We start from the raw sequence: 19,864 nt of genomic DNA, 5'->3' as shown, positions 1-19,864 counted from the left end.
GTTACGCCAACGTCGAAGTCTTTGATAAACTCCGCCGCGCCCTGCTGCGCCACGCAAGCGGAACTATCAAAAGGAATTGTCATGGCAATGGTTTTTTGCCGCGGTTGTGCCATGGAAATCCATGAAACGGCGCCCAGCTGCCCACAGTGCGGCGCCCCTCAGACTCCCTCTGCCACCACGCAACCTGCCGGCAAGCGCTTGTCCTGGATGGCAGCCAGCTCGCTGATCCTGTGCATCGCCTGTGTATTGACGCTGTTCGAACCAGCCAGCTGGGATCGTAACACCCTGTGGGGGATGGGCTTGTTTGCACTGACCGGGCTGGTCCTGAGCTCGCTCAGCCTGGTCAAAAAAGAACCGCGAACCTACATGGCAATTACTGGCGCGGTGTTGTCAGGCATTTTGCTCATTTTGCTGATCTGGCTAGTCATGTAAGGGACAACACATGAATATGGTTTTTTGCCGTGGCTGCGCCAAGGAAATCCACAACAGCGCCGTGGCTTGCCCAGCCTGCGGTGCACCGCAACCTGCTGCAACCTTCACTGCAGCACCTGCGCCAGCCGGCATCTGGTACGTTGAACTACTGAAGAAATACGCCCTGTTCTCCGGTCGGTCACGCCGCCAGGAATACTGGCTGTTCATCCTGGTCACCTTCCTGGTGTACATGCTGGTGCCCTATCTCGACCGCGAGCTCCGTACCGGCACGCTCTTCTCTTACCTGTACAGCGTGGCATTGCTGGTCCCGGGCATTGCCGTAGCCGTTCGGCGCATGCACGACACCGACCGTAGCGGTTGGTGGCTGCTGTTCCCGCTCGTCAACCTGATCTTCCTGTGCCAGGACAGCCAGCGTGGCCCGAACCGTTTCGGCCCAAACCCGAAAAACGCTTGATCACGGCTTGATCGAGAGTCAAAGCCAAGCGGCCATCATTGGCCGCTTTTGCATTTTTGCGCCCATGACGTTTTTCAATCACATCGATGCCGCTTTCGCCCTTGCCCTGCAGCGATCTGTACACGATTCTTTAGCTATCTGCCGTCACCCACTCCCAGCATCGCAGAGGCCTCTATGAAAACCGTGGCACAACTTCTAAAAACAAAAGCCCAGCAGCACCACCAGGTTCACACCATCGGCCCCGACCACATGGTGCTCGATGCGCTGAGGTTGATGGCCGAGAAGAACGTCGGTGCCCTGCCGGTGGTGCAGGACGGGCGTGTGGTGGGGATCGTCAGTGAGCGCGACTACGCGCGCAAGATGGTGCTCAAGGGCCGCAGTTCGGTGGGCACGCCGGTCAGCGCGATCATGAGTGCGCCGGTGATTACCGTCGACCCACACCAGAACGTCGAATACTGCATGAACATGATGACCAACAGCCACCTGCGCCACCTGCCGGTGGTCGAGAACGGCGAGCTGCTGGGCCTGCTGTCGATTGGCGACCTGGTCAAGGAAGCCATCGCCGAACAGGCCAACATGATTCTGCAACTGGAACAGTACATTCGCGGCGACTGATTCGCGGCGGGCTCAGCGGTATTCGCCCTCCAGCTCATCGAGCTGGTGGTCGAAGCTGCGCAGGCGCGCTGACCAGGTGTACACCAGCACTTCCAGGTCGCGGTTGAGCACCGCGGCGCCGCGCCCGCTGCTCTGCTGCGAGTCGCACAAGTCCAGTTGATAACGCTCCCGGGCCATTGCAGTGGCAACCGTAGACAGCTCGCGGGCGTTGTCCAGCCAGTGGCGGCGGTGGTCATGGGTTTCGCGGTCAAGCTCGCGGCATTGGCGTTTCAGCGCTTCCAGGCTCTGCTCCAGCGGCGTGCCTTCAAGCTCGCCCATTACCTCCTGGAAGGTACGCCCGGGCTGCCAGTAACTGCCCCAGAAATAACGGTCGAAGACGGTTTCGACCCGGCGCAAGGCAACCTTGGTGTTCCAGATAGCCACCAAGGTTCGCCCTTGGGCCAACTGGCGTTTGCTCACCCGCAGTTGCTGCCAGGCAATCCACGCCAGCGCGGTCAGGGCCAGCGCCCCGATCACGCCCCCGGCGGCGTAAAGAAATACCAGAGCCTGACCCAGCTGGTGGGTCTGTTTGATTCCATAGAAATAACCGACGGTCAGCAGCCCCAGGGCGGTCACGGCACACCAGAAACCGGCGGCATAGGGATCTTTCATTGGCGCTGTCCCCTTGTTGTTTTTCCTGAGCATAGCAACGCCATTCGCCGGTCGATGTGCCGCTCGGCGTTTATTTTTTCGGACGCCGCAGCGCCTCGTTCAGCTGGTCGAACGGCACGGCCCAGTCGGAGTCTTCGATAATGCTTTCCTTGAGAAATGCACGCTGGCTCTCGGTCCAGAACGGTGCATCAACCAGCTTTATTTCATTCTTGAGCGGCGAGTGGCTGGTGATGAACTGGTCAATGCCCTGGGGATCATCAGCCAGGCCCAGCTGTTTGAAGAGCTCCGAAAACGGATGAATATTTGATTCCATGCGTGACTCCTTGGGGCCAGGCCGGGTATCCACGACGCCAGCCTGGCAGTGGGTTGATCATCAGCAAACCTCACGCACTTCGGCGTTCGGCACCAGTTTCAAGTATTGCGTCATGTTCATGTGGATCAGGTGATCGTGATCACCGGCCTCGACATAGATATCGCCCTGACGGGTCAGGGTCGGGTCGAGCAGCATCTTGATCGAGTAAGCATCCCCCAGTGCCGGAATGGCGCCACGCTCGCAGTCGCCGAACAGATGTGGCAACCCGCTTTCATGGGTCATTTGCCAGGCGCCGGTGGCGCGTACCTTGCTCATGTCCAGGTGACGGTTGGCCGGTAGCACGGCCATCAAATAGTTGCCGTGGCGGTCGTCGAGCATGACCGACTTGGCCACCCGCTCGGCGGGCACTCCAGCGGTACGGGCCGACTCAAGGCTGGTAGATGAGTGCGGGTGAGAAACGATGTCGTAATCGCAGCCGGCCTTGTCCAGGCATTGCTGCAGGGTTTTTGCCATACGCATGATGCACCTCCGGATACAGCGCCCCCACTTCTGAAGTTTAGGCCGTGCTGCCGCAAGCAGCCGACTAAACTTATTGGACACGCACAGCCCGGGTGAATTCAGGTGATCGCTCGCTGGTGTCGGCACCTGCTGGTTTTATTGATGCTCGGCGCCCTGACGAGCGGTGTGGCTGCGCCCGGCAATCCGGTGCTGGTACTGAGTATCGACGACGCCATCGGCCCGGCCAGTGCCGACTACCTGATACGCGGCCTGGAGCAGGCCAAGGCGCAGCAGGCGCAACTGGTGGTCATCCGCCTCGACACCCCGGGCGGGCTCGACAGCTCGATGCGCGCGATCATCAAGGCGATCCTCGCCAGCCCCGTGCCAGTCGCTACCTTCGTCGCCCCCGGTGGCGCCCGGGCGGCCAGCGCCGGCACCTATATTCTCTACGCCAGCCATGTCGCGGCCATGGCCCCGGGCACCAACCTCGGCGCCGCCACGCCGGTGCAGATCGGCGGGATGCCAGGCCCGCCGAAAGACCCGGCTGCGCCCACCGGCGACAAGCCAGCACCGAGCAGCGAACAAGACACCCTGACCCGCAAGCAGATTAACGACGCTGCCGCCTATATTCGCGGTTTGGCGCAACTGCGCGGGCGCAATGCCGACTGGGCTGAACAGGCGGTACGCGAATCGGTCAGCCTGCCGGCCAACGAAGCCTTGCGCCTGAAAGTCATCGACCGCATCGCCAACGACCTGCCCGACCTGCTGCGCCAGCTCGATGGCAAAAACCTCGAAGCCGCCGGCCAAGCCGTACAGTTGCACACCGCCAACGTCAGCATCATCGAACGCGAGCCGGACTGGCGCACGCGCCTGCTGGCGGTGATCACCAACCCCAGCGTGGCGCTGATCCTGATCATGATCGGTATCTACGGGCTGATGTTCGAGTTCATGAGCCCGGGCTCCGGGGTCGGCGGAGTGATCGGTGGCATCTGTCTGCTGGTGGCCCTGTATGCCTTGCAGTTGTTGCCGGTCAGCTATGCCGGCGCGGCGCTGATCCTGCTCGGCATCGCCTTCATGATTGCCGAGGCGTTCCTGCCCAGTTTTGGCGTGGTCGGCTTTGGCGGCATCGTTGCCTTCGTGGTCGGCGCGGTGATCTTGATGGACACCGACGTGCCCGGCTTTGGCATCCCCCTGGCGCTGATCCTGACCCTCGCCCTGCTCTCGGCGCTGCTGCTCGGCGGCGTGCTGGGCATGGCCATGAAGGCGCGCCAGCGCGCGCTGGTCAGTGGCGATGCCGGGCTGGTGGGTAGCCTGGCGACGGTGATGGCGGTCAATGACAGCGACCCGTTCATCGGTTCGGTGCAGGCGCAGGGTGAACAGTGGCAGGCCCAGTGCCAGACGCCACTGCAGGTGGGGCAACGCGTCCGGGTGATGACACGCAAGGGCGTACTACTGGACGTCAGCGCCGAGGCACAACCACCGGCGCAAGGAGACTGAGATGTTTTTCGAACTGGGCTTTGGCGCCTTGCTGGCGCTGCTGGCGGTATTGTTGCTGTCGGCCTTTCGCATCCTGCGTGAATACGAGCGCGGGGTAGTGTTCCAGCTCGGGCGCTTCTGGCGGGTCAAAGGGCCGGGGCTGGTGCTGTTGATTCCGGGGATCCAGCAGATGGTCCGGGTCGACCTGCGCACCGTGGTGCTGGATGTGCCGCCACAGGATGTCATCACCCGCGACAACGTCTCGGTCAAGGTCAACGCGGTGCTGTACTTTCGCGTACTCGACCCGCAGAAGGCGATCATCCAGGTCGAGGACTTTCTCATGGCCACCAGCCAACTGGCGCAGACCACCTTGCGCGCGGTGCTGGGCAAGCATGAGCTGGACGAACTGCTGGCCGAGCGCGAACGGCTGAACCTGGACATCCGCCAGGTGCTGGATGCGCAAACCGATGCCTGGGGCATCAAGGTGGCCAACGTCGAGATCAAGCATGTCGATCTCAACGAGTCGATGATCCGCGCCATTGCCCGCCAGGCTGAGGCTGAACGTGAGCGGCGGGCCAAGGTGATCCATGCCGAAGGTGAACTGCAAGCCTCGGAGAAACTGATGCAAGCGGCAGAAATGCTCGGCCGCCAGTCGGGGGCGATGCAGCTGCGCTACATGCAGACGCTGGGCAGCATTGCTGGCGACAAGTCGTCGACGATTGTCTTTCCGTTGCCGATAGAGATGCTTAAAGGGCTTGTGGATAAGTGAGACTCATCGCGAGCTACCAGCCACCACCCAACGCCAGGAACAAGCCGATCTGCCCCATCGCCACCTGGGTATTGGCCGCCGCCAGTTGCGCGCGCATCTCGGTGTAGGTGCGGGTCGCCTGCAGGTCCGCCAGGAACGACTCACGCCCGGCCTGGTAAAACCTATGGGTCTGGTCTGCCGCCAGTTGCGCCGAACGCTCGGCATCGGCCAAGGCATCGCGGCGCTCGAGCAAGGCGCTGTATTGCGCAAGGCTGGTCTGGGTTTCGCGAATGGCGTTGAGCACCACCCCGTCAAAATGCGCCAGCGCCGCCTGGGTCGAAGCTTGCGCCTCACGGATGCGCGCCCGCGAACCGTTGGTCGGTACATTCCAGGTCAGCAGCGGGCCGAAGCCCCAGCGGTTGGTCGCAGGTTTGCCGAGATTTTCCAGGATACCGATGGTGCCCACCTGAGCACCGATGCTGATGTCCGGATACAACTGCCCGGTGGCTACGCCGATAGTCGCCGTGGCCGCGGCCAGGCTGCGTTCGGCCTGGCGGACATCCGGACGGCGCTTGAGCAGCGCGGCGCCATCGCCCACTGGCAGCACCTGGGCGATATGCGGTAGCTCGGCGCAATCGGCGGTTCCGGCCGGCAACTGGTTGAGCGGCTTGGCCAGCAGCATCGACAAGGTGTACAGGCCCGCTTCACGCGCAGCCTGGTAACGCGGCAGCTCGGCGCGCAAGGATTTGAACTGGGTTTGCGAGCGGGTCACCTGGGTTTCGTCACCACGCCCGGCATCGCGCAGGCGTTGGGTCAGGGTCACGCTCTGCTGCTGCAGGTCCAGGGACTCATGGGCGATATGGTATTCCTCGTTGGCCGCGCAGACCTGGGTGTAGGCACGTACCACGTCGGCCACCAGGGTGATGCGTGCGGTATCGGCGGCGGCCTGGGTCGCGTCGGCATTGGCCTGGGCGGCCTCGACGCCACGCTTGAGGGTGCCCCACAGGTCGAACTGGTAAGACGCGCTGATGATTGCCTCGCCGATGTTGGCCACCGGCACTTTCTCTGGTTGCAAAAAGGCTTCGCCGGACTCCTGCAAACGCTGGGCGCCCAGCTTCACACCGCCGTTCAGGCCACCCTGGGCTTCGGCCTCTTCGACCTGGGCACGGGCCTTGGCGATGTTCGCCGCCGCCACACGCAGTTCGCTGTTGGCCGCCAGGGCCTGGCGCACCAGCTCATTGAGGCGTTCGTCCTGATACAGGTGCCACCAGTCTTTCGGCACGGGCGCCGAGACCACGCTGCTGGCGTCCTGGCGCAGTTGGCCCTGCAAGTCGGCGCGCTGGATCGCGGCATCCTCGGGCACGTTGTAGTCCGGCCCGACCATCTGGCAGGCCGACAGCAGCAGGCTCAAGCCGAGCAGTGACAGCCGTTTCATTGGCCCTTGTCCTCAAGGATCGACACCGTCGCCGTACGCCCGGCGATCATGCGAAAGTCTGCCGGCACCTCATCGAAGGCAATCCGCACAGGGATCCGCTGGGCCAGGCGCACCCAGCTGAACGCCGGGTTGACGTTGGGCAGCAGGTTGGCGCCGCTGCTGCGGTCGCGGTCCTCGATACCGGCGGCAATGCTCTGCACCCGCCCGCTCAGTCGGGTGTTGTCGCCGAGCACGCGGATATCCACAGCCTGGCCGATGTGAATGCCGGCCAGCTTGGTTTCTTCGAAGTAGCCATCGACGTGGTAGGAGTCGCTGTCGACCACCGACAGCACCGGCCGCCCGGCACTGACAAACTCGTGGGCACGCGGCGCGCGGTCGTTGAGGTAGCCATCAACCGGGCTGCGCACCACTGAACGGTCGAGGTTCAACTGCGCAGCATCCACCGCCACCTGGGCTTCGGCCAGGGCCGATTCGGCGCGGGCCTGGCGCGACTGGCTCTCTTCCAGTTGCTCGGCGGCCACCAGGTTACCCAGGCCACGATTACGCCGGGCTTCGCGCTGGGCCTGGGCCAGGGTTTCCTTGCGCTCGGCCAGGGTCGCCTGGGCCTGGCGCAGGGCCAGGTGGAAGCGGTTCTGGTCGATGGTGAACAGCACGTCGCCACGCTTGACCACCTGGTTGTCGCGTACCTCTACCTGCTGGATCAAACCGGAAACATCAGGGGCGATCTGGATCACGTCGGCGCGGATGTGCCCATCCCGGGTCCAGGGGGCGAACATGTAGTACATGACCATCTGCCAGACCAACACGGTCGCCAGCGTCACTACCAGCAGGGTCAGGACCACGCGGCCCAGGGTCAACAAGGGTTTTTTCATGGCAGCATCAGGTTTCGGCAAAAGTGATCGACCGTGCCGAGCAGCACGGCGTAAAGCGCAACGTTGAACAACGCCCGGTGCCAGACCAGGCGGTAGAAATGCACGCGGTTGAGCAACGCGTGCACACCGAGAAACAGCAAATAGGTGACGACCATCATCACCAGCAGCGTGGGCAGGAACACCCCGCTGATATCCAGATCTCCGATCACAGCGGCGCTCCATCGATGCCATAGGGCAGTTGTTGCTGATCATCGGAGGGCTCAAGCACCACCTCGACCCCCGGCAACAGCGCCAGGCGCAGGCCGCTCAAGGCGTGCAACAGGTGCACCCGGGCCTCGGCGCTGTCGGCCAGGTCGTTGAGGTTGAGGGCGCGACGGGCGCGCTCCATGCTCTGCAACAGCACCTCGGGCGCGTGCAGCCGACGGCGCGCGTCCAGGCAGGCCTGAAAGTGTTCGCCCACCTCTTCCACTACCCGCTCCAGCAACTGGCGCGGCTGCGCGCCGACCCGTGGCATGTAGGCCAGCAGGTCGAGCAGGTTCAGGCCCACGCGCAGGTCTCGCAGGGCGGTGCCGGTGTCCTGGCCGGTCTGGGTCAGGCGCGGCAGTTGCTGCATCAGCCGGTCGAGCATCTGCACGCCCAGGTGCCGGTGCTCGGCCAGGGTCGCCGGCTGGGTCATGCCGACGATGTCGTGCCAGCTGAAACGGGTCAGGCGCTTGGCCGCAAGCTCAACGCCGAACGGGCGCACCACCAGGGTCCAGACGAAGGCGAACAGCAAGCCCACCGGCCCGGCCAGGTTGGCGTTGATGAAGGTCAGGAAGTTGGCGTCGTAGGCGCCCTGGATGCTGATGAACGAGGCGGTGTTGACGATGGTCAGCAAGGTGCCCAGGTAGAAGCGCGGCTGCACGGTCAGGGTGCCGACGCAGATGCACGGTATGGCGAAGGCCAGCACCAGCATCGGAAAGTCATGCAGGTTGGGCAGCACCAGAAACAGGTAAAGGCTGGCAAACAGCACCGACAGCGAAGTCCAGAAGAAGAACCGGTAGATCTGCGGCGCCGGGTCGTCCATGGCGGCAAAGAAGCTGCAGGCTACGGCGGCGAGAATCACCGCGCTGCCGCCGTCGCCCCAGCCGAGCAAAATCCACAGGGTGGTGGCAACGATGATCGCGCTGACGGTGGAGAACACCGAGTAGAGCATCAGCCCCCGGTCGAAAAACGGCGTCAGCCGGCCCAGGCGCCAGTGCCGATACACCGCGCGCCAGGGCGAGAGGTCTTCGTTGCGGATGGCGTGCTGCAGGCTGCAACAGTCTTGCCACAGGTCGGCCCATTCAGCCAGGCGATAGAGCGCGTTGGACAGCAGCAGCGAGGCGCGCTCATCAAGGGCGGCGGCGCTCGGTTGCATATGTTCGATGTGCGCACGCAACGCCGACCAGCGCGCCGGCGATGGATCCTGCGCGGTGCCCTGCAGCCAGGCGCGGGCTTCGCTCAGCAATGGCTGCAACTGTTCGCTCAGGGCTGGGGCGCGGCCTTCGAGGGCGAGCAAGGCGTCGTCGAGGGCATCGATCACCGGTAGCAGGTGGATCATCCGCCCACGTAGCTCGCGGGCGTTCTTCACCGTTTGCGGCCGTGCGCCTTCATGGGACAACTGGCCGATCATCAATTCCAGCGAGTTGAAGGTGGTGACCATCGAGGCACGCAAACCGCCGACCTTGTCGGCTGTCGCCTCGCGGGCCAGGAAGGTATCGCTGTAGCGGATCGCCTCGTTGAACCAGTTGCCAGTGGCGCCAACCAGCACCGGGGTCAGGCGCCGTGGCCAGAAGATCGCTCCGACCACTGCCGCACAGACGATGCCCAGGCAGATCTCCTGGGCCCGCGACGAGGCAATGTCGAACACTGCCAGCGGGTCGTCGACCACCGGCAGGGCGATCATCGGCAGGGTGTAGCCGGCCAGCATCAACGCATAGCTGTTGGCGGTGCGCAGGTGCAGCGAGAGGAACAGCAAGGTGCCGGTCCACAGCGCCACGGCGACGGTCAAAAGCACTGGCGTCTGCACCAGCAGCGGCACCAGGAACACCGCCCCGGCAGCGCCGAGCAAGGTGCCCATGGCGCGATACAGGGCCTTGGAACTGGTGGGCCCGACGAACGGGCTGGAGACGATATACACCGTAGCCATGGCCCAGTAAGGCCGGGGCAGTTGCATGAGCAAGGCGATGTACAGGGCGATCATCGACGCGGCGAAGGTGCGCACCCCGTAGAACCAGTCGCGCGCCGGCGGCATCGAGCTGAAAAAACCGTTCACGTCGGCACGCCCGGGGTGCGCTGGGCAGCGTCTTCGAAGGCGCGCAGCACACGCAGGGTGGCCAGCAGGTCGGCTTCGTCGATGCCCTGCAGCACTTCGCGGCGCAGGCGCACCAGTTCGCCTTCGATGGCTTCGGCCAATACCCGACCGCTGGCGGTCAGGCTCAGGGCCTTGGCCCGGCGATCGACCGGATCTTCCGTACGGCAGACAAAGCCTGCATTGCACAGCTGGTCGAGCAGGCGCACCAGCGACGGGCTTTCGAGCCCCGCCGCCTGGGCTACGGCGACCTGGTGCACGCCATCGCCCAGGCGCACGATCATCAGCAAAGGGACCGCGCAGGCTTCGGAAATGCCGTAGCCGGCCAGGGTCGCCTGGCAGATGCGCCGCCAGTGCCGGCCGGCCACCACCATGCCGCTGCTGATGTTGAGTTGCAGTGCGTCGAGGGTCATGAAGGGAGGTTCGTGGCTATATTCATAGTTTGCTAACTATCAATATTCTTCGATCACCGCCCCTGCCGTCAATAGTGGCTGACAAACGTCATGTTCAAGGTTGCAGCTGATCGTCCAGCTTCATGTTCAGCGCCAGCTTGCTGCCCAGGCTGATCGCCTGCTCGCGCCAGAACAGGTAACGCAGGGCGTTGTTGACCTCGCTGAAATGCACCGCCAGCTCTTCGGCAGCCTGCATCACCCCGGCCACGGCGGCCAGTTCCAGCCAGTACACGGCGGCCTTGCTGTCGACGTTGACCGTCAGCCCATGCAGCAGGCGATAGCCGACCTCGAAGCGGCAGCGTGCGTCACCGCGCTGGGCGCCGCGCAGGAACCAGCGGTAGGCCTGCTGCAGGTCGACCTGCCAGTCCTGGCTGTCGCTGTCACAGATTTCTTCTTCGTAGAGATCACCCAACGCCGCGGCGGCGTGTTCCAGGCCACGCTCGAACGCCTGCTGGTAGTACTCTGCCGCACTGGCATAGGCCACCTCGACGCCCTTGCCGAAGTAATGCTGCTGGCCGAGGTTGAACCAGGCTGCGGCACTGCCCTGCAGGGCCGCCATACGCAGCAGGTGCCCGGCCAGGGTCGGGTCGGCGCGCCAGTACTTGCCATTGAGCCAGATCCAGCCCAGGTCGTTGAGCGCGCCGACGTTGCCTTCCAGGGCCTGGGCGCGCAGGTCGTCGTACACCGCCTGCAGGTCGCTGGCTTCGTCCAGGCGGCTGATCAAGGCGAAACTCTCGCCCAGCACTGCCCGCTGGCTGGGCATGCCGACCCCGGCGTACAACCGCTGCAGGCGGCCAGGGCGGCCGGGCGCAGGGATGATCCGCTCGGGCAACAGGCGCTCAAGCAGTGGGTAGATGTTGCTTGCAGCTGACATGTTCGTCCTCATTGAACTACCCACAGATCCAACAGCGGGAGTGATGAGGCGTGATTCTGCGCACGGCCACGACAAAACCTGTCGCGAACGATTCAGTTAGGGCACTCAACTGCTTCATCCTTGATCTGGATACATAAATGGCTAATTGCCATATCACTGCGCTGGCGCCATGCTACAACCGCAAGCCTAGACAAGGACGCCACCTTTTGCCCTCCGCCACGACACGCGCCACCCTCAGCCGCCAATGGGAGTTGCTGCGCCAGTTGCCCAGCCGCTCACCGGGCATTACCAGTGCCGAGCTGGTTGGCCGCCTGCAGGACGCAGGATTCACCATCAGCAAGCGCAGCATCGAACGCGATCTCAACGAGCTTTCGCTGATTTTTCCGCTGGAGCGCAACGACAAGAGCATCCCGTACGGCTGGCACTGGGCAGCCAACGCCTGCATTGAATTGCGCGGTATCAGTGTCAGTGAGGCGCTGAGCCTGGCGCTGGTGGAAGAGGCGGTACGCCCGCTGTTGCCGGGGAGCATGCTCAAGGTGTTGGACCCGCGCTTCAGCCATGCCCGGCAGAAGCTCGAACACCTGTCGGGAGCGAACAAGGTGGCGCGCTGGCTGGACAAGGTCGCCAGCGTACGCCCGGACATGAACATGCAGGCCCCGGAAGTGCCCGACAGTATCCTCGAGACCGTGCAGCATGCGCTGCTTGAGGAATACCAGCTGCACTGCCAGTACTACTCGGCGCACAACGACAAGCTCAGCGAACTGACCCTCAACCCGCTGGCGTTGATTCAGCGCGGCCAGGTCAGCTACCTGATTGCCACCGCTGCGCCCTATACCGACATACGCCAGTTCGCCGTGCATCGCTTTCGCAAACTGCGCATTCTCGACAGCCCCACCGAAGGCCTGCGCGCCTTCGACCTGCAAGCGTACCTGCGCAGCGACGCCCTGCAGTTCGGCGATACCGACAAGATCGAACTGCAAGCCTGGATCAGCGACAACCTCGCCCGCCTGGTGCGCGAGACGCCGCTGTCGGCCGATATGCACCTGACCCCGCTGGACGCCGGGCACCGCCTCAAAGCTACCGTCAGCAACAGCTGGCAGCTGCGCTGGTGGCTACTGAGCCAGGGTGACGGGCTGATCGTCGAGCAGCCCCTGAGCCTGCGCCAGCAAATTGCCGAAACCCTCAACAATGCTGCGGCGCAGTACCAAAGCGCCTGAGCCGCTCAGCGCTGCATGCCCCAGCGACGCACAGTGATGCGCTCCAGGGTGTTGAACACCAGGCTCTCGACCAGCAAGCCGATCAAGATCACCACCGCAAGGCCAGCGAACACCTTATCGGTGTACAGCTCGTTGCGGTTCTGGAAGATGTACCAGCCCAGCCCGCCCTTGCCGCTGGTGGCGCCGAACACCAGCTCGGCGGCGATCAGCGTGCGCCAGGCAAAGGCCCAGCCAATCTTCAGCCCCGAGAGGATCGACGGCAGCGCCGCCGGAATCAGGATATGCACGACCAGGCGCAAGCCGCGCAGGCCATAGTTGCGCCCGGCCATGCGCAGGGTTTCACTGACGCCAAGAAAGCCGGCGTAGGTATTCAGCGCCAGGGCCCAGAGCACCGAATGCACCAGCACAAAGATCAGGCTGTTGTCGCCCAGGCCGAACCACAGCAGCGCCAAGGGCAGCAAGGCAATCGCCGGCAAGGGGTTGAACATCGAGGTCAGGGTGCTGAGCAGGTCGCGGCCGAACTGGGTCGACACCGCCAGGCTGGTCAGGCCAAAAGCCAGAACGATGCCCAGTAGGTAACCCTTGAGCAGCACCACCAGTGACACCCCAACCTTGGCCAGCAACTCGCCGCTGAGCAGGCCGTCGTACAGGGCCGCGGCGGTTTGTAAAAAGCTCGGCAGCAGCAGGTCGTTGCCCTGATAGCGGGCGATGGCTTCCCAGGCCAGAGCCAGCAGAATCAGGATCAGGCCCTTGCGCAACCAGCCCTGTTGCCAGAGGCGCTGGCCGAGCGGCAATTGGCGCTCAAGCGGAACGCTGAGCAGCGGTTCGAGAACCACTTCGTATTCCTGACGCGGCGTAACAATCGTGGTCATGGCAAAACTCCCGGTCAGTAGGCAATGCGAATGTCGGCGAAACCCAGCGCCGGGTCGTGCTCGACCTGGGCATCATCGTCGAACAGCAAGCGGTGGATACGCCGCGCCGAGGCCTGGAAATCACTGGCGCCAAGGCTTTGCAGGTTGTACTGGTGGCTGTGGATTTCAGCGCGTACCCGGCCCGGATGGGGCGACAGCAGGAGGATGCGGTTGCCGACCACCAGCGCCTCTTCGATCGAATGGGTAACGAACAACAGGGTGAAGCGCACCTCTTCCCAGAGCAGCAGCAGCTCTTCCTGCATCTTGCGCCGGGTCAAGGCGTCGAGGGCGGCGAAGGGTTCGTCCATCAGCAGGATCTTCGGCTGCATGGCCAGCGCCCGGGCAATCGCCACGCGGGCTTTCATGCCGCCCGACAGGGTATGCGGATAGGCATCGGCAAAACCCGCCAGACCGACCTTTTCCAGGTAGTGCAAGGCGCGCTGCTCAGCCTCCTTGCGCTTGAGCGTGCCGGAGGCGAGCAACGGGAACATCACGTTGTGCTTGACGGTTTTCCACGGCGGCAGCTGGTCGAATTCCTGGAACACCACGATGCGATCCGGGCCCGGGCCATGCACGGCCTGGCCCTGCAGGCGGATCTGCCCTTCCCGGGGCTCGATGAAGCCGGCCACCGCCTTGAGCAGGGTCGACTTGCCGCAGCCCGAAGGCCCGAGCAGGACAAAGCGGTCGGCTTTGTCCACTTCGAAACTGACCTGGTGGGTAGCCCGCACCACGCGCTGCGCGGTGCGGTATTCGAGGCTTAGGTTATCCACCTGCAGCAGCGGCGGCGTGGCGACGCTGCTCAGCTTGCTGACCGTGTGGCCTGGCAATGGGGTGTTCATCCGGTCAGCTCCCTTGCAGCGGTTTCTCGTCCTGGAAGAAGTAGTCTTTCCAGGATTCGGGTTTGTGCTTGATCGCGCCCACGCGGTAGAGGAATTCGGCCAGCGGGTAGGTGTTTTTCGGCGTCACGCTGAACTCGTACTGCGGGTTGTCGATGATCTTCAGCAATGCCTCGCGGTCGATCTTGGCCTTGGTCACGCGAATGTAGGTGTCAGCTGCGGCTGCCTTGTCGTTCTGGGCAAACTCGGCGGCTTCAGCCAGGGCATCAACAAAGGCCTTGTAGGTCTTGGGGTTGTCGTTGCGGAATTTTTCGGTGGCGAACAGCACGGTCGGCGAGTTCGGGCCGAGCAGGTCGTAGGTGTTGAGCACCACGTGCACGTCCTTGTTGGCCAATACCTGGTCCTGGAACGGCGGGTTGGAGAAGTGCGCGTTGAGCTCGGTGCCGCCGGCCAGCAAGGCTGCGGTGGCATCCGGATGAGGGACGGCCAGGGTGTATTTGTCGAGGCGGTTGTATTCCTTGTCGCCCCACTGCTTGGCGGCGGCGTACTGCAAAAAGCGCGACTGCACCGAGACACCCACCGCCGGCAGGGCGATGCGGTCTTTCTCGCTGAAGTCGGCGATGGTCTTGACCTTGGGATTGCTGCTGACCAGGTAATAAGGGAAGTTGCCCAGCGAAGCCACGGCCTTGACGTTCTGGCGGCCCTGGGTGCGGTCCCAGATGGTCAGCAGCGGGCCGACGCCGGCACCGGCGATGTCCACCGAGCCTGAGAGCAAGGCGTCGTTGATCGCTGCGCCGCCCGACAATTGCGTCCAGTCGACCTTGATGTCGATGCCCTGCGCCTTGCCGTGTTTTTCGATCAGGCTCTGATCGCGTACCACGTTAAGCAGCAGGTAAACGATGCCGAACTGCTCGGCAACGCGGATTTCACCTTCGGCCTGGGCCGTGGCCGGCGCCACCAGGCTGCCGGCGAGCAGGCTGGCACCCAGGCCGATACTGGCCGCCAGGCGGCTGATTGATTTGCGCATGCTGTACTCCTCGAAAGATCAGAACGGGGCATCGCCCTGGATGGTGGTGCGGTACAGCTTGCGGCGCAGGTGCGCAGGGCAGCCGCTGGCCAGGTGGATCAACGAGCGGTTGTCCCAGAACACCAGGTCATGGGGCTGCCATTGATGGCGGTAGATGTTCTGCTCGAGCACGCTGTGGGCGTAGAGCTCGGTCAGGATCTGCCGGCTTTCATCGTCGGGCAGGCCAACGATGCGGGTGGTGAAGCCTTCGCTGACAAACAGCGCCTTGCGGCCGTTTTCCGGGTGGGTGCGCACCACCGGGTGAATCACTTCCTGCACCTGCGCCAGTTGCTCGGCAGTCAGGGTCGGGCGCCAGTTGCCTTCGAATTTGGTCTCGCTGTAGCGAGCGGTATAGGAATGCGCGGCGCTGCGGCCTTCAACGGCTTTGCGCAGGGCCTCGGGCAGGCCGTCCCAGGCTTTGTGCATGTCGGCGAACAGGGTGTCGCCGCCTTCGCTGGGCAGCTCCTGGGCGTGCAGCATCGAGCCCAGGCTTGGCAGTTCCTTGTATGACAGGTCCGAGTGCCAGAACTTGCCGGCGTCGCCCAGGCCAATGTTCTGCCCGTTCTCGACGATGTTGGAGACGATGAGGATTTGCGGGTGGCCGCTGAGCAGGAACTGCTTGAGCACGTGGATCTGCAGCTCACCAAAACGGCGGCTGAAGGCGATCTGTTGTTCGGGGCTGATGCGCTGGTCGCGAAACACCAGCACGTGGTGGTCGAGATGAGCCCGGTGGATCCGGGTGAAATCTTCGCCGCTGACGGTTTTGCTCAGGTCCAGGCCGATGATCTCGGCGCCGACGGCACCGCTGAACGGCAGGATTTCGAAGGCTTGCTGCTGTGCGCTGTCGATGGACGACAAGGCGTTAGAGGCCGCTGACATGATTCACTCCCACGCAGAGCGCGCCCAAAGGTGCGCGCATCGATCAGAAACTCACGGTGTTCCGTGTTGGTTCGGTCGTGCGGCGCGCCGATTGGTCGGCAGGTACGCAGGGGAGTGACTATAAAGTCATAAGAGGAAGAATTTAAATATCTTTAGTGCATAAGCATATGGTGAGGTTGCGGGCCTCTTCGCGGGGCAAGCCCGCTCCTACACAACCCTGTAGGAGCGGGCTTGCCCCGCGATGCTGTCAACGCTCGCGCAGCGCTTCGGCCCGGGCGCGGATGATCGGCTTGAGCAGGTAGCTCAGCACGCTCTTCTTGCCGGTGATGATGTCCACCGAAGCGACCATCCCCGGGATGATCAACAGCGGCTTCTCGTCGGTACCCAGGTGGCTGCGTTCGGTGCGCAGCTTGATCACGTAGAAGGTGTTCTTGTCTTCGTCGGTGATGGTGTCGGCGCCGATCTGTTCGAGCTTGGCCTTGAGGCCGCCGTAGATGGTGAAGTCATAGGCGGTGAACTTGACCATCGCCTCCTGCCCCGGGTGCAGGAAGGCGATGTCTTGCGGGCGGATGCGCGCTTCGACCAGCAGGGTATCGTCCAGCGGGACGATTTCGACCAGGTCGCTGCCCGGCTGGATTACACCGCCAACGGTGTTGACCAGCAGCTGCTTGACGATACCGCGCACCGGCGAGGTCACCAGGGTCCGGTTGACCCGGTCGTCCAGGGCCTTGCCGGTGGCCTGGGCCTTGCTCAGGTCGGTGCGCGCCTCGTTAAGCTGGGTCAGGGCTTCGCTGCGGAACTTGCCGCGGGTCTCGTCGATCTTGCGCTCGACTTCCTTGATCGCCGATTCGGCCCGCGGGATCGCCAGCGAGGTGGCATCCAGCTGGCCGCGGTTTTCAACCTCGGCACGCTTGAGGCGCAGCACTTCAACCTGGGAGATTGCGCCCTGGGCCACCAGCGGCTCGGACATGCTGATTTCCTGGCGCAGCAGCTGCAGGCTGTTGCGGTACTGGCCCTGCTTGGAACTGAACTCGCGCAGCTCTTGCTGGCGCTGTACCAGTTGCTCCTGCAGGCCGCCGATTTCGTCTTGCAGTTGCTGGCGACGGCTCTGGTACAGGGATTCTTCGTTGGCGGCCTGGCTTGGCGCAGCCTTGCGGATTTCTTCGTCGATCTTCAGCGGCCGGTCTTCAACCTCGGCGCTCAGGCGCTCGACGCGCAGGGCCATGGCCAGGCGATCAGCCTCAGTCTCGCCGACGTTGGAGACAAAACGGGTGTCGTCCAGGCGCAGCAGCGGGTCACCGACTTCGACGATCTCGCCTTCTTTGGCGTAGATCTGCGCGACGATGCCGCCTTCCAGGTTCTGGATCTTCTGCAGTTTCGACGACGGAATCGCCTTGCCTTCGCCACGGGTAACTTCGTCGATAATGGCGAAGTTGGCCCAGAGCCCGAGGAACAGGAAGAAACCGATTACCCCCCAGATGGTCAGGCGCACGATGCGCGGCGCATCTTCGATCAGCGCCTTGTTGACCTCGGGCAGCGGCTGGCCGCTGAGCGATTCGGAACCCTTGAAATACCTGCGCAGGCTGTCCTTGATCTGGCCCATATCCATCTTAAGCAACACTGATCTGCCCCTTCTTCAGCGCATCCATGACGGCGGCTTTCGGGCCATCCGCGACTATCTGCCCGCGATCGACAACGATCAGGCGGTCGACCAGTGACAACAGCGAAGCCCGGTGCGTCACCAGGACCACGGTCTTGTTCTCGATAACCGCTTGCAGGCGTTGCTTGAGGCGTTCTTCACCGGTGTTGTCCATGGCGCTGGTCGGTTCGTCGAGCAGCAGGATCTGCGGGTTGAGCAACAAGGCGCGGCCGAGGGCGACGTTCTGCCGCTGGCCACCGGAAAGATTCTGGCCACGCTCGCCGACCTGCAGCTCGTAACCTTGCGGGTGCAGCCGGGCGAATTCGTGAACCCCGGACAGCTCGGCCGCCTGCAGGACCATTTCGTCCTCGACATAGCGCGCACCGCTGACCAGGTTGTCGCGCAGGGTACCGGCCAGCAGCTGGATGTCCTGGGGCACGTAGCCGATGTTGTGGCGCAACTCGCTGACGTCGATCTGGCGGATGTCGACGCCATCGACCAGCAACGAGCCGGCATCGGCTTCATAGAGGCCGACGATGAGTTTGGCCAGCGAGCTCTTGCCCGAGCCGCTGCGACCGATGATGCCGATTTTCTCGCCGGGGCGGATCGACACATTGACGCCCTTGAGCGCCAGGTTCTGCTGGTTGGGATAAGTGAAATCGACGCCGCGAAACTCGATGGCGCCCTGCAGTACCTGACGGCTCAGCGGGCGCTCTTCGAAGTTGCGCTCTTGCGGCAGCTCCATCATCTGGTCGGTGGAGACCATGGTCACCTTGGCTTGCTGGTAACGGGTCAACAAACCGGAAAGCTGGCCCAGTGGGCCGAGGGCCCGGCCACTGAGCATGTAGCAAGCGATCAGGCCGCCCATGCTCAGATTGCCGGCCATGATCTGGTAGACGCCAGCACAAATCAGCGCCACGCCGGCCAGTTGCTGGATCAGCAGGGTGATGTTCATCGCCAGGCCCGAGAGCACCTTGACCCGCAGCTCGAGGCGGCTGAGGGTGCCGATGGTCTGCTCCCACATGTACTGGCGTTCGCTTTCGGCGTTGTTGACCTTGACCGCATCGAGCCCGGCGAGGGTTTCGATCAGGCTCGACTGGCGCTCGGAGGCCAGGGCCATGGTCCGCTCCAGGGTCGCCACCAGCGGCTTTTGCAGGGCGTAGCCGATACCCAGGGCCAGCGGGAAGGCGATGATCGGAATCCACACCAGGTGCCCGCCAATGATGGCGATCACCAGCAGGATCAACAGGGTGAACGGCAGGTCGATGAGGCTGGTCAGGGTCAGCGAGGCAAGAAAATCGCGCAGGCCCTGGAATTCATGAATGTTCTGGGCAAAGCTGCCGACCCGTGCCGGCCGGTACTTCATGGCCATGCCGACGATGCGTTCGAACAGCGTCGCCGAGATGATCAGGTCGGTCTTCTTCCCGGCCAGGTCCAGGCACAAACTGCGCAGGCCCTTGAGAATCAGGTCGAAGATGTAGGCACCGGAAATCCCCAGGGCCAGGACCCACAGGGTCGAGGTGGCCTGGTTGGGCACCACGCGGTCGTAGACGTTCATCACGAACAGCGGCGCGGCCAGGGCGATCAGGTTGATCACCAGGCTTGCGGCGATGGCGTCGATGTACAGCCAGCGGCTGCGCTTGAGGGTGTCACGGAACCACGAACGCGCACGCGGAATCAGGTTGCCGTGGTTGACGTCGAACTTGTGCTGCGGCTGGGCGAAGAACACCCGGCCACTGTAGTCGCTCAGCAACGCTTCGCGGCTGACGTGCACCTCGCCGCCGTCGCTCTCGCTGAGCAACAGGCGCGCGGTGTCCTCATTCTCCCAACCGAGCAACACCGTGCTGCGACCGTCCTTGAGCAGGAGCATCGCCGGCATGGCGATGCTCGGGATCTGCTCCAGCTTGCGTTGCAGCAAGCGCCCCTGCAGGCCGGCACGGGCCGCCGCACGCGGCAGCAGCTCCGGGCTCAGGCGCTGGGCCGGCAACGGCAGGCCGGTGGTCAGCATGGCCCGGCTGGCGGGCTTCTGGTGCAGCACGCAGAGAGACAGCAGGCTGTCCAGCAACGGATCGTCGTGCTGACTGCGTGGATCATGGCTGAGCTGGACTCGACTGACTTCTGATTCCACGCGGGCTCTCTTAACGGTTGCGGTTGGCTATAACAG

General features: G+C 63.6%; 21 protein-coding genes. 6 read left to right on the top strand and 15 right to left on the bottom strand.

What is annotated here, in order from left to right; all coding sequences use genetic code 11:
* Positions 1 to 111 precede the first annotated feature (111 nt).
* From LOY37_RS00795 to LOY37_RS00785, 3 genes are all read left to right on the top strand, one after another.
* Positions 112 to 432, top strand: a complete 321-nt coding sequence (locus tag LOY37_RS00795; RefSeq protein WP_258595779.1) for a DUF4190 domain-containing protein — start codon at positions 112 to 114, stop codon at positions 430 to 432.
* A gap of 10 nt (positions 433 to 442) precedes the next feature.
* Positions 443 to 886, top strand: coding sequence for a DUF805 domain-containing protein (locus tag LOY37_RS00790; protein ID WP_408980678.1), 444 nt, complete (start codon positions 443 to 445; stop codon positions 884 to 886).
* A gap of 174 nt (positions 887 to 1,060) precedes the next feature.
* Complete coding sequence (locus LOY37_RS00785) at positions 1,061 to 1,501, top strand: CBS domain-containing protein (protein ID WP_010222085.1); 441 nt, start codon at positions 1,061 to 1,063, stop codon at positions 1,499 to 1,501.
* A gap of 12 nt (positions 1,502 to 1,513) precedes the next feature.
* Here LOY37_RS00785 and LOY37_RS00780 read toward each other — a convergent pair whose 3' ends face one another.
* The 3 genes from LOY37_RS00780 to LOY37_RS00770 form a co-directional block, all read right to left on the bottom strand.
* Positions 1,514 to 2,152 carry a hypothetical protein gene (locus tag LOY37_RS00780; RefSeq protein ID WP_045201740.1) on the bottom strand — a complete coding sequence of 213 codons (639 nt, stop codon included), beginning with the start codon at positions 2,150 to 2,152 and terminating at the stop codon, positions 1,514 to 1,516.
* Between the two features lie 70 nt (positions 2,153 to 2,222).
* Positions 2,223 to 2,465, bottom strand: a complete 243-nt coding sequence (locus tag LOY37_RS00775) for a DUF2789 domain-containing protein (protein ID WP_093377442.1) — start codon at positions 2,463 to 2,465, stop codon at positions 2,223 to 2,225.
* A gap of 60 nt (positions 2,466 to 2,525) precedes the next feature.
* A complete protein-coding gene (locus tag LOY37_RS00770) occupies positions 2,526 to 2,984 on the bottom strand; it encodes an aminoacyl-tRNA deacylase (protein ID WP_195885412.1) in 459 nt (152 codons plus the stop codon).
* A 102-nt stretch (positions 2,985 to 3,086) separates the two neighbouring features.
* On the opposite strand from LOY37_RS00770, the gene LOY37_RS00765 reads away from it, so the two are divergent.
* Both LOY37_RS00765 and LOY37_RS00760 read left to right on the top strand, forming a co-directional pair.
* Positions 3,087 to 4,460: a nodulation protein NfeD gene (locus tag LOY37_RS00765; RefSeq protein ID WP_258716126.1), complete on the top strand. Its 1,374-nt coding sequence runs from the start codon at positions 3,087 to 3,089 to the stop codon at positions 4,458 to 4,460.
* A gap of 1 nt (position 4,461) precedes the next feature.
* Positions 4,462 to 5,208 carry a slipin family protein gene (locus tag LOY37_RS00760; protein ID WP_038997749.1) on the top strand — a complete coding sequence of 249 codons (747 nt, stop codon included), beginning with the start codon at positions 4,462 to 4,464 and terminating at the stop codon, positions 5,206 to 5,208.
* A 13-nt stretch (positions 5,209 to 5,221) separates the two neighbouring features.
* Here the strand turns inward: LOY37_RS00760 and LOY37_RS00755 are convergent, their stop codons facing one another.
* The 6 genes from LOY37_RS00755 to LOY37_RS00730 form a co-directional block, all read right to left on the bottom strand.
* Positions 5,222 to 6,622, bottom strand: a complete 1,401-nt coding sequence (locus LOY37_RS00755; protein WP_045201733.1) for an efflux transporter outer membrane subunit — start codon at positions 6,620 to 6,622, stop codon at positions 5,222 to 5,224.
* Positions 6,619 to 7,494, bottom strand: coding sequence for an HlyD family secretion protein (locus LOY37_RS00750; protein WP_258716125.1), 876 nt, complete (start codon positions 7,492 to 7,494; stop codon positions 6,619 to 6,621). The genes LOY37_RS00755 and LOY37_RS00750 overlap by 4 nt, the downstream gene beginning before the upstream one ends.
* Positions 7,491 to 7,703: a DUF1656 domain-containing protein gene (locus LOY37_RS00745; protein WP_045201729.1), complete on the bottom strand. Its 213-nt coding sequence runs from the start codon at positions 7,701 to 7,703 to the stop codon at positions 7,491 to 7,493. The genes LOY37_RS00750 and LOY37_RS00745 overlap by 4 nt, the downstream gene beginning before the upstream one ends.
* Positions 7,700 to 9,790, bottom strand: coding sequence for an FUSC family protein (locus LOY37_RS00740; protein ID WP_258716124.1), 2,091 nt, complete (start codon positions 9,788 to 9,790; stop codon positions 7,700 to 7,702). The genes LOY37_RS00745 and LOY37_RS00740 overlap by 4 nt, the downstream gene beginning before the upstream one ends.
* Positions 9,787 to 10,239 (bottom strand): MarR family winged helix-turn-helix transcriptional regulator, encoded by a 453-nt coding sequence (locus LOY37_RS00735; RefSeq protein WP_045201724.1) that lies wholly within the window; start codon positions 10,237 to 10,239, stop codon positions 9,787 to 9,789. The genes LOY37_RS00740 and LOY37_RS00735 overlap by 4 nt, the downstream gene beginning before the upstream one ends.
* 94 nt (positions 10,240 to 10,333) lie before the next feature.
* A complete protein-coding gene (locus tag LOY37_RS00730; RefSeq protein ID WP_045201722.1) occupies positions 10,334 to 11,152 on the bottom strand; it encodes a tetratricopeptide repeat protein in 819 nt (272 codons plus the stop codon).
* A gap of 206 nt (positions 11,153 to 11,358) precedes the next feature.
* Here LOY37_RS00730 and LOY37_RS00725 point away from each other — a divergent pair, with 206 nt between their 5' ends.
* The gene (locus LOY37_RS00725) at positions 11,359 to 12,369 is read left to right on the top strand and encodes a YafY family protein (RefSeq protein ID WP_045201720.1); all 1,011 of its coding nucleotides are present in this window, start codon (positions 11,359 to 11,361) and stop codon (positions 12,367 to 12,369) included.
* A gap of 5 nt (positions 12,370 to 12,374) precedes the next feature.
* Here the strand turns inward: LOY37_RS00725 and LOY37_RS00720 are convergent, their stop codons facing one another.
* From LOY37_RS00720 to LOY37_RS00695, 6 genes are all read right to left on the bottom strand, one after another.
* Positions 12,375 to 13,241 carry an ABC transporter permease gene (locus LOY37_RS00720; RefSeq protein ID WP_093377466.1) on the bottom strand — a complete coding sequence of 289 codons (867 nt, stop codon included), beginning with the start codon at positions 13,239 to 13,241 and terminating at the stop codon, positions 12,375 to 12,377.
* 14 nt (positions 13,242 to 13,255) lie between these two features.
* Positions 13,256 to 14,119, bottom strand: a complete 864-nt coding sequence (locus LOY37_RS00715; RefSeq protein ID WP_213602773.1) for an ABC transporter ATP-binding protein — start codon at positions 14,117 to 14,119, stop codon at positions 13,256 to 13,258.
* Between the two features lie 4 nt (positions 14,120 to 14,123).
* Entirely contained in the window at positions 14,124 to 15,143 is a 1,020-nt protein-coding gene (locus LOY37_RS00710) for an ABC transporter substrate-binding protein (protein ID WP_258716123.1), read from the bottom strand.
* Positions 15,144 to 15,161: 18 nt separating this feature from the next.
* Positions 15,162 to 16,061, bottom strand: coding sequence for a TauD/TfdA family dioxygenase (locus tag LOY37_RS00705; RefSeq protein ID WP_123564725.1), 900 nt, complete (start codon positions 16,059 to 16,061; stop codon positions 15,162 to 15,164).
* A 247-nt stretch (positions 16,062 to 16,308) separates the two neighbouring features.
* A complete protein-coding gene (locus tag LOY37_RS00700; RefSeq protein ID WP_176794307.1) occupies positions 16,309 to 17,670 on the bottom strand; it encodes an HlyD family type I secretion periplasmic adaptor subunit in 1,362 nt (453 codons plus the stop codon).
* A 1-nt stretch (position 17,671) separates the two neighbouring features.
* A complete protein-coding gene (locus tag LOY37_RS00695; protein WP_045201708.1) occupies positions 17,672 to 19,828 on the bottom strand; it encodes a type I secretion system permease/ATPase in 2,157 nt (718 codons plus the stop codon).
* Positions 19,829 to 19,864 lie beyond the last annotated feature (36 nt).

It is taken from the genome of Pseudomonas sp. B21-012 (assembly GCF_024749305.1).
Lineage (GTDB): Bacteria > Pseudomonadota > Gammaproteobacteria > Pseudomonadales > Pseudomonadaceae > Aquipseudomonas.
This window is presented reverse-complemented; position numbering and strand designations above follow the sequence as displayed.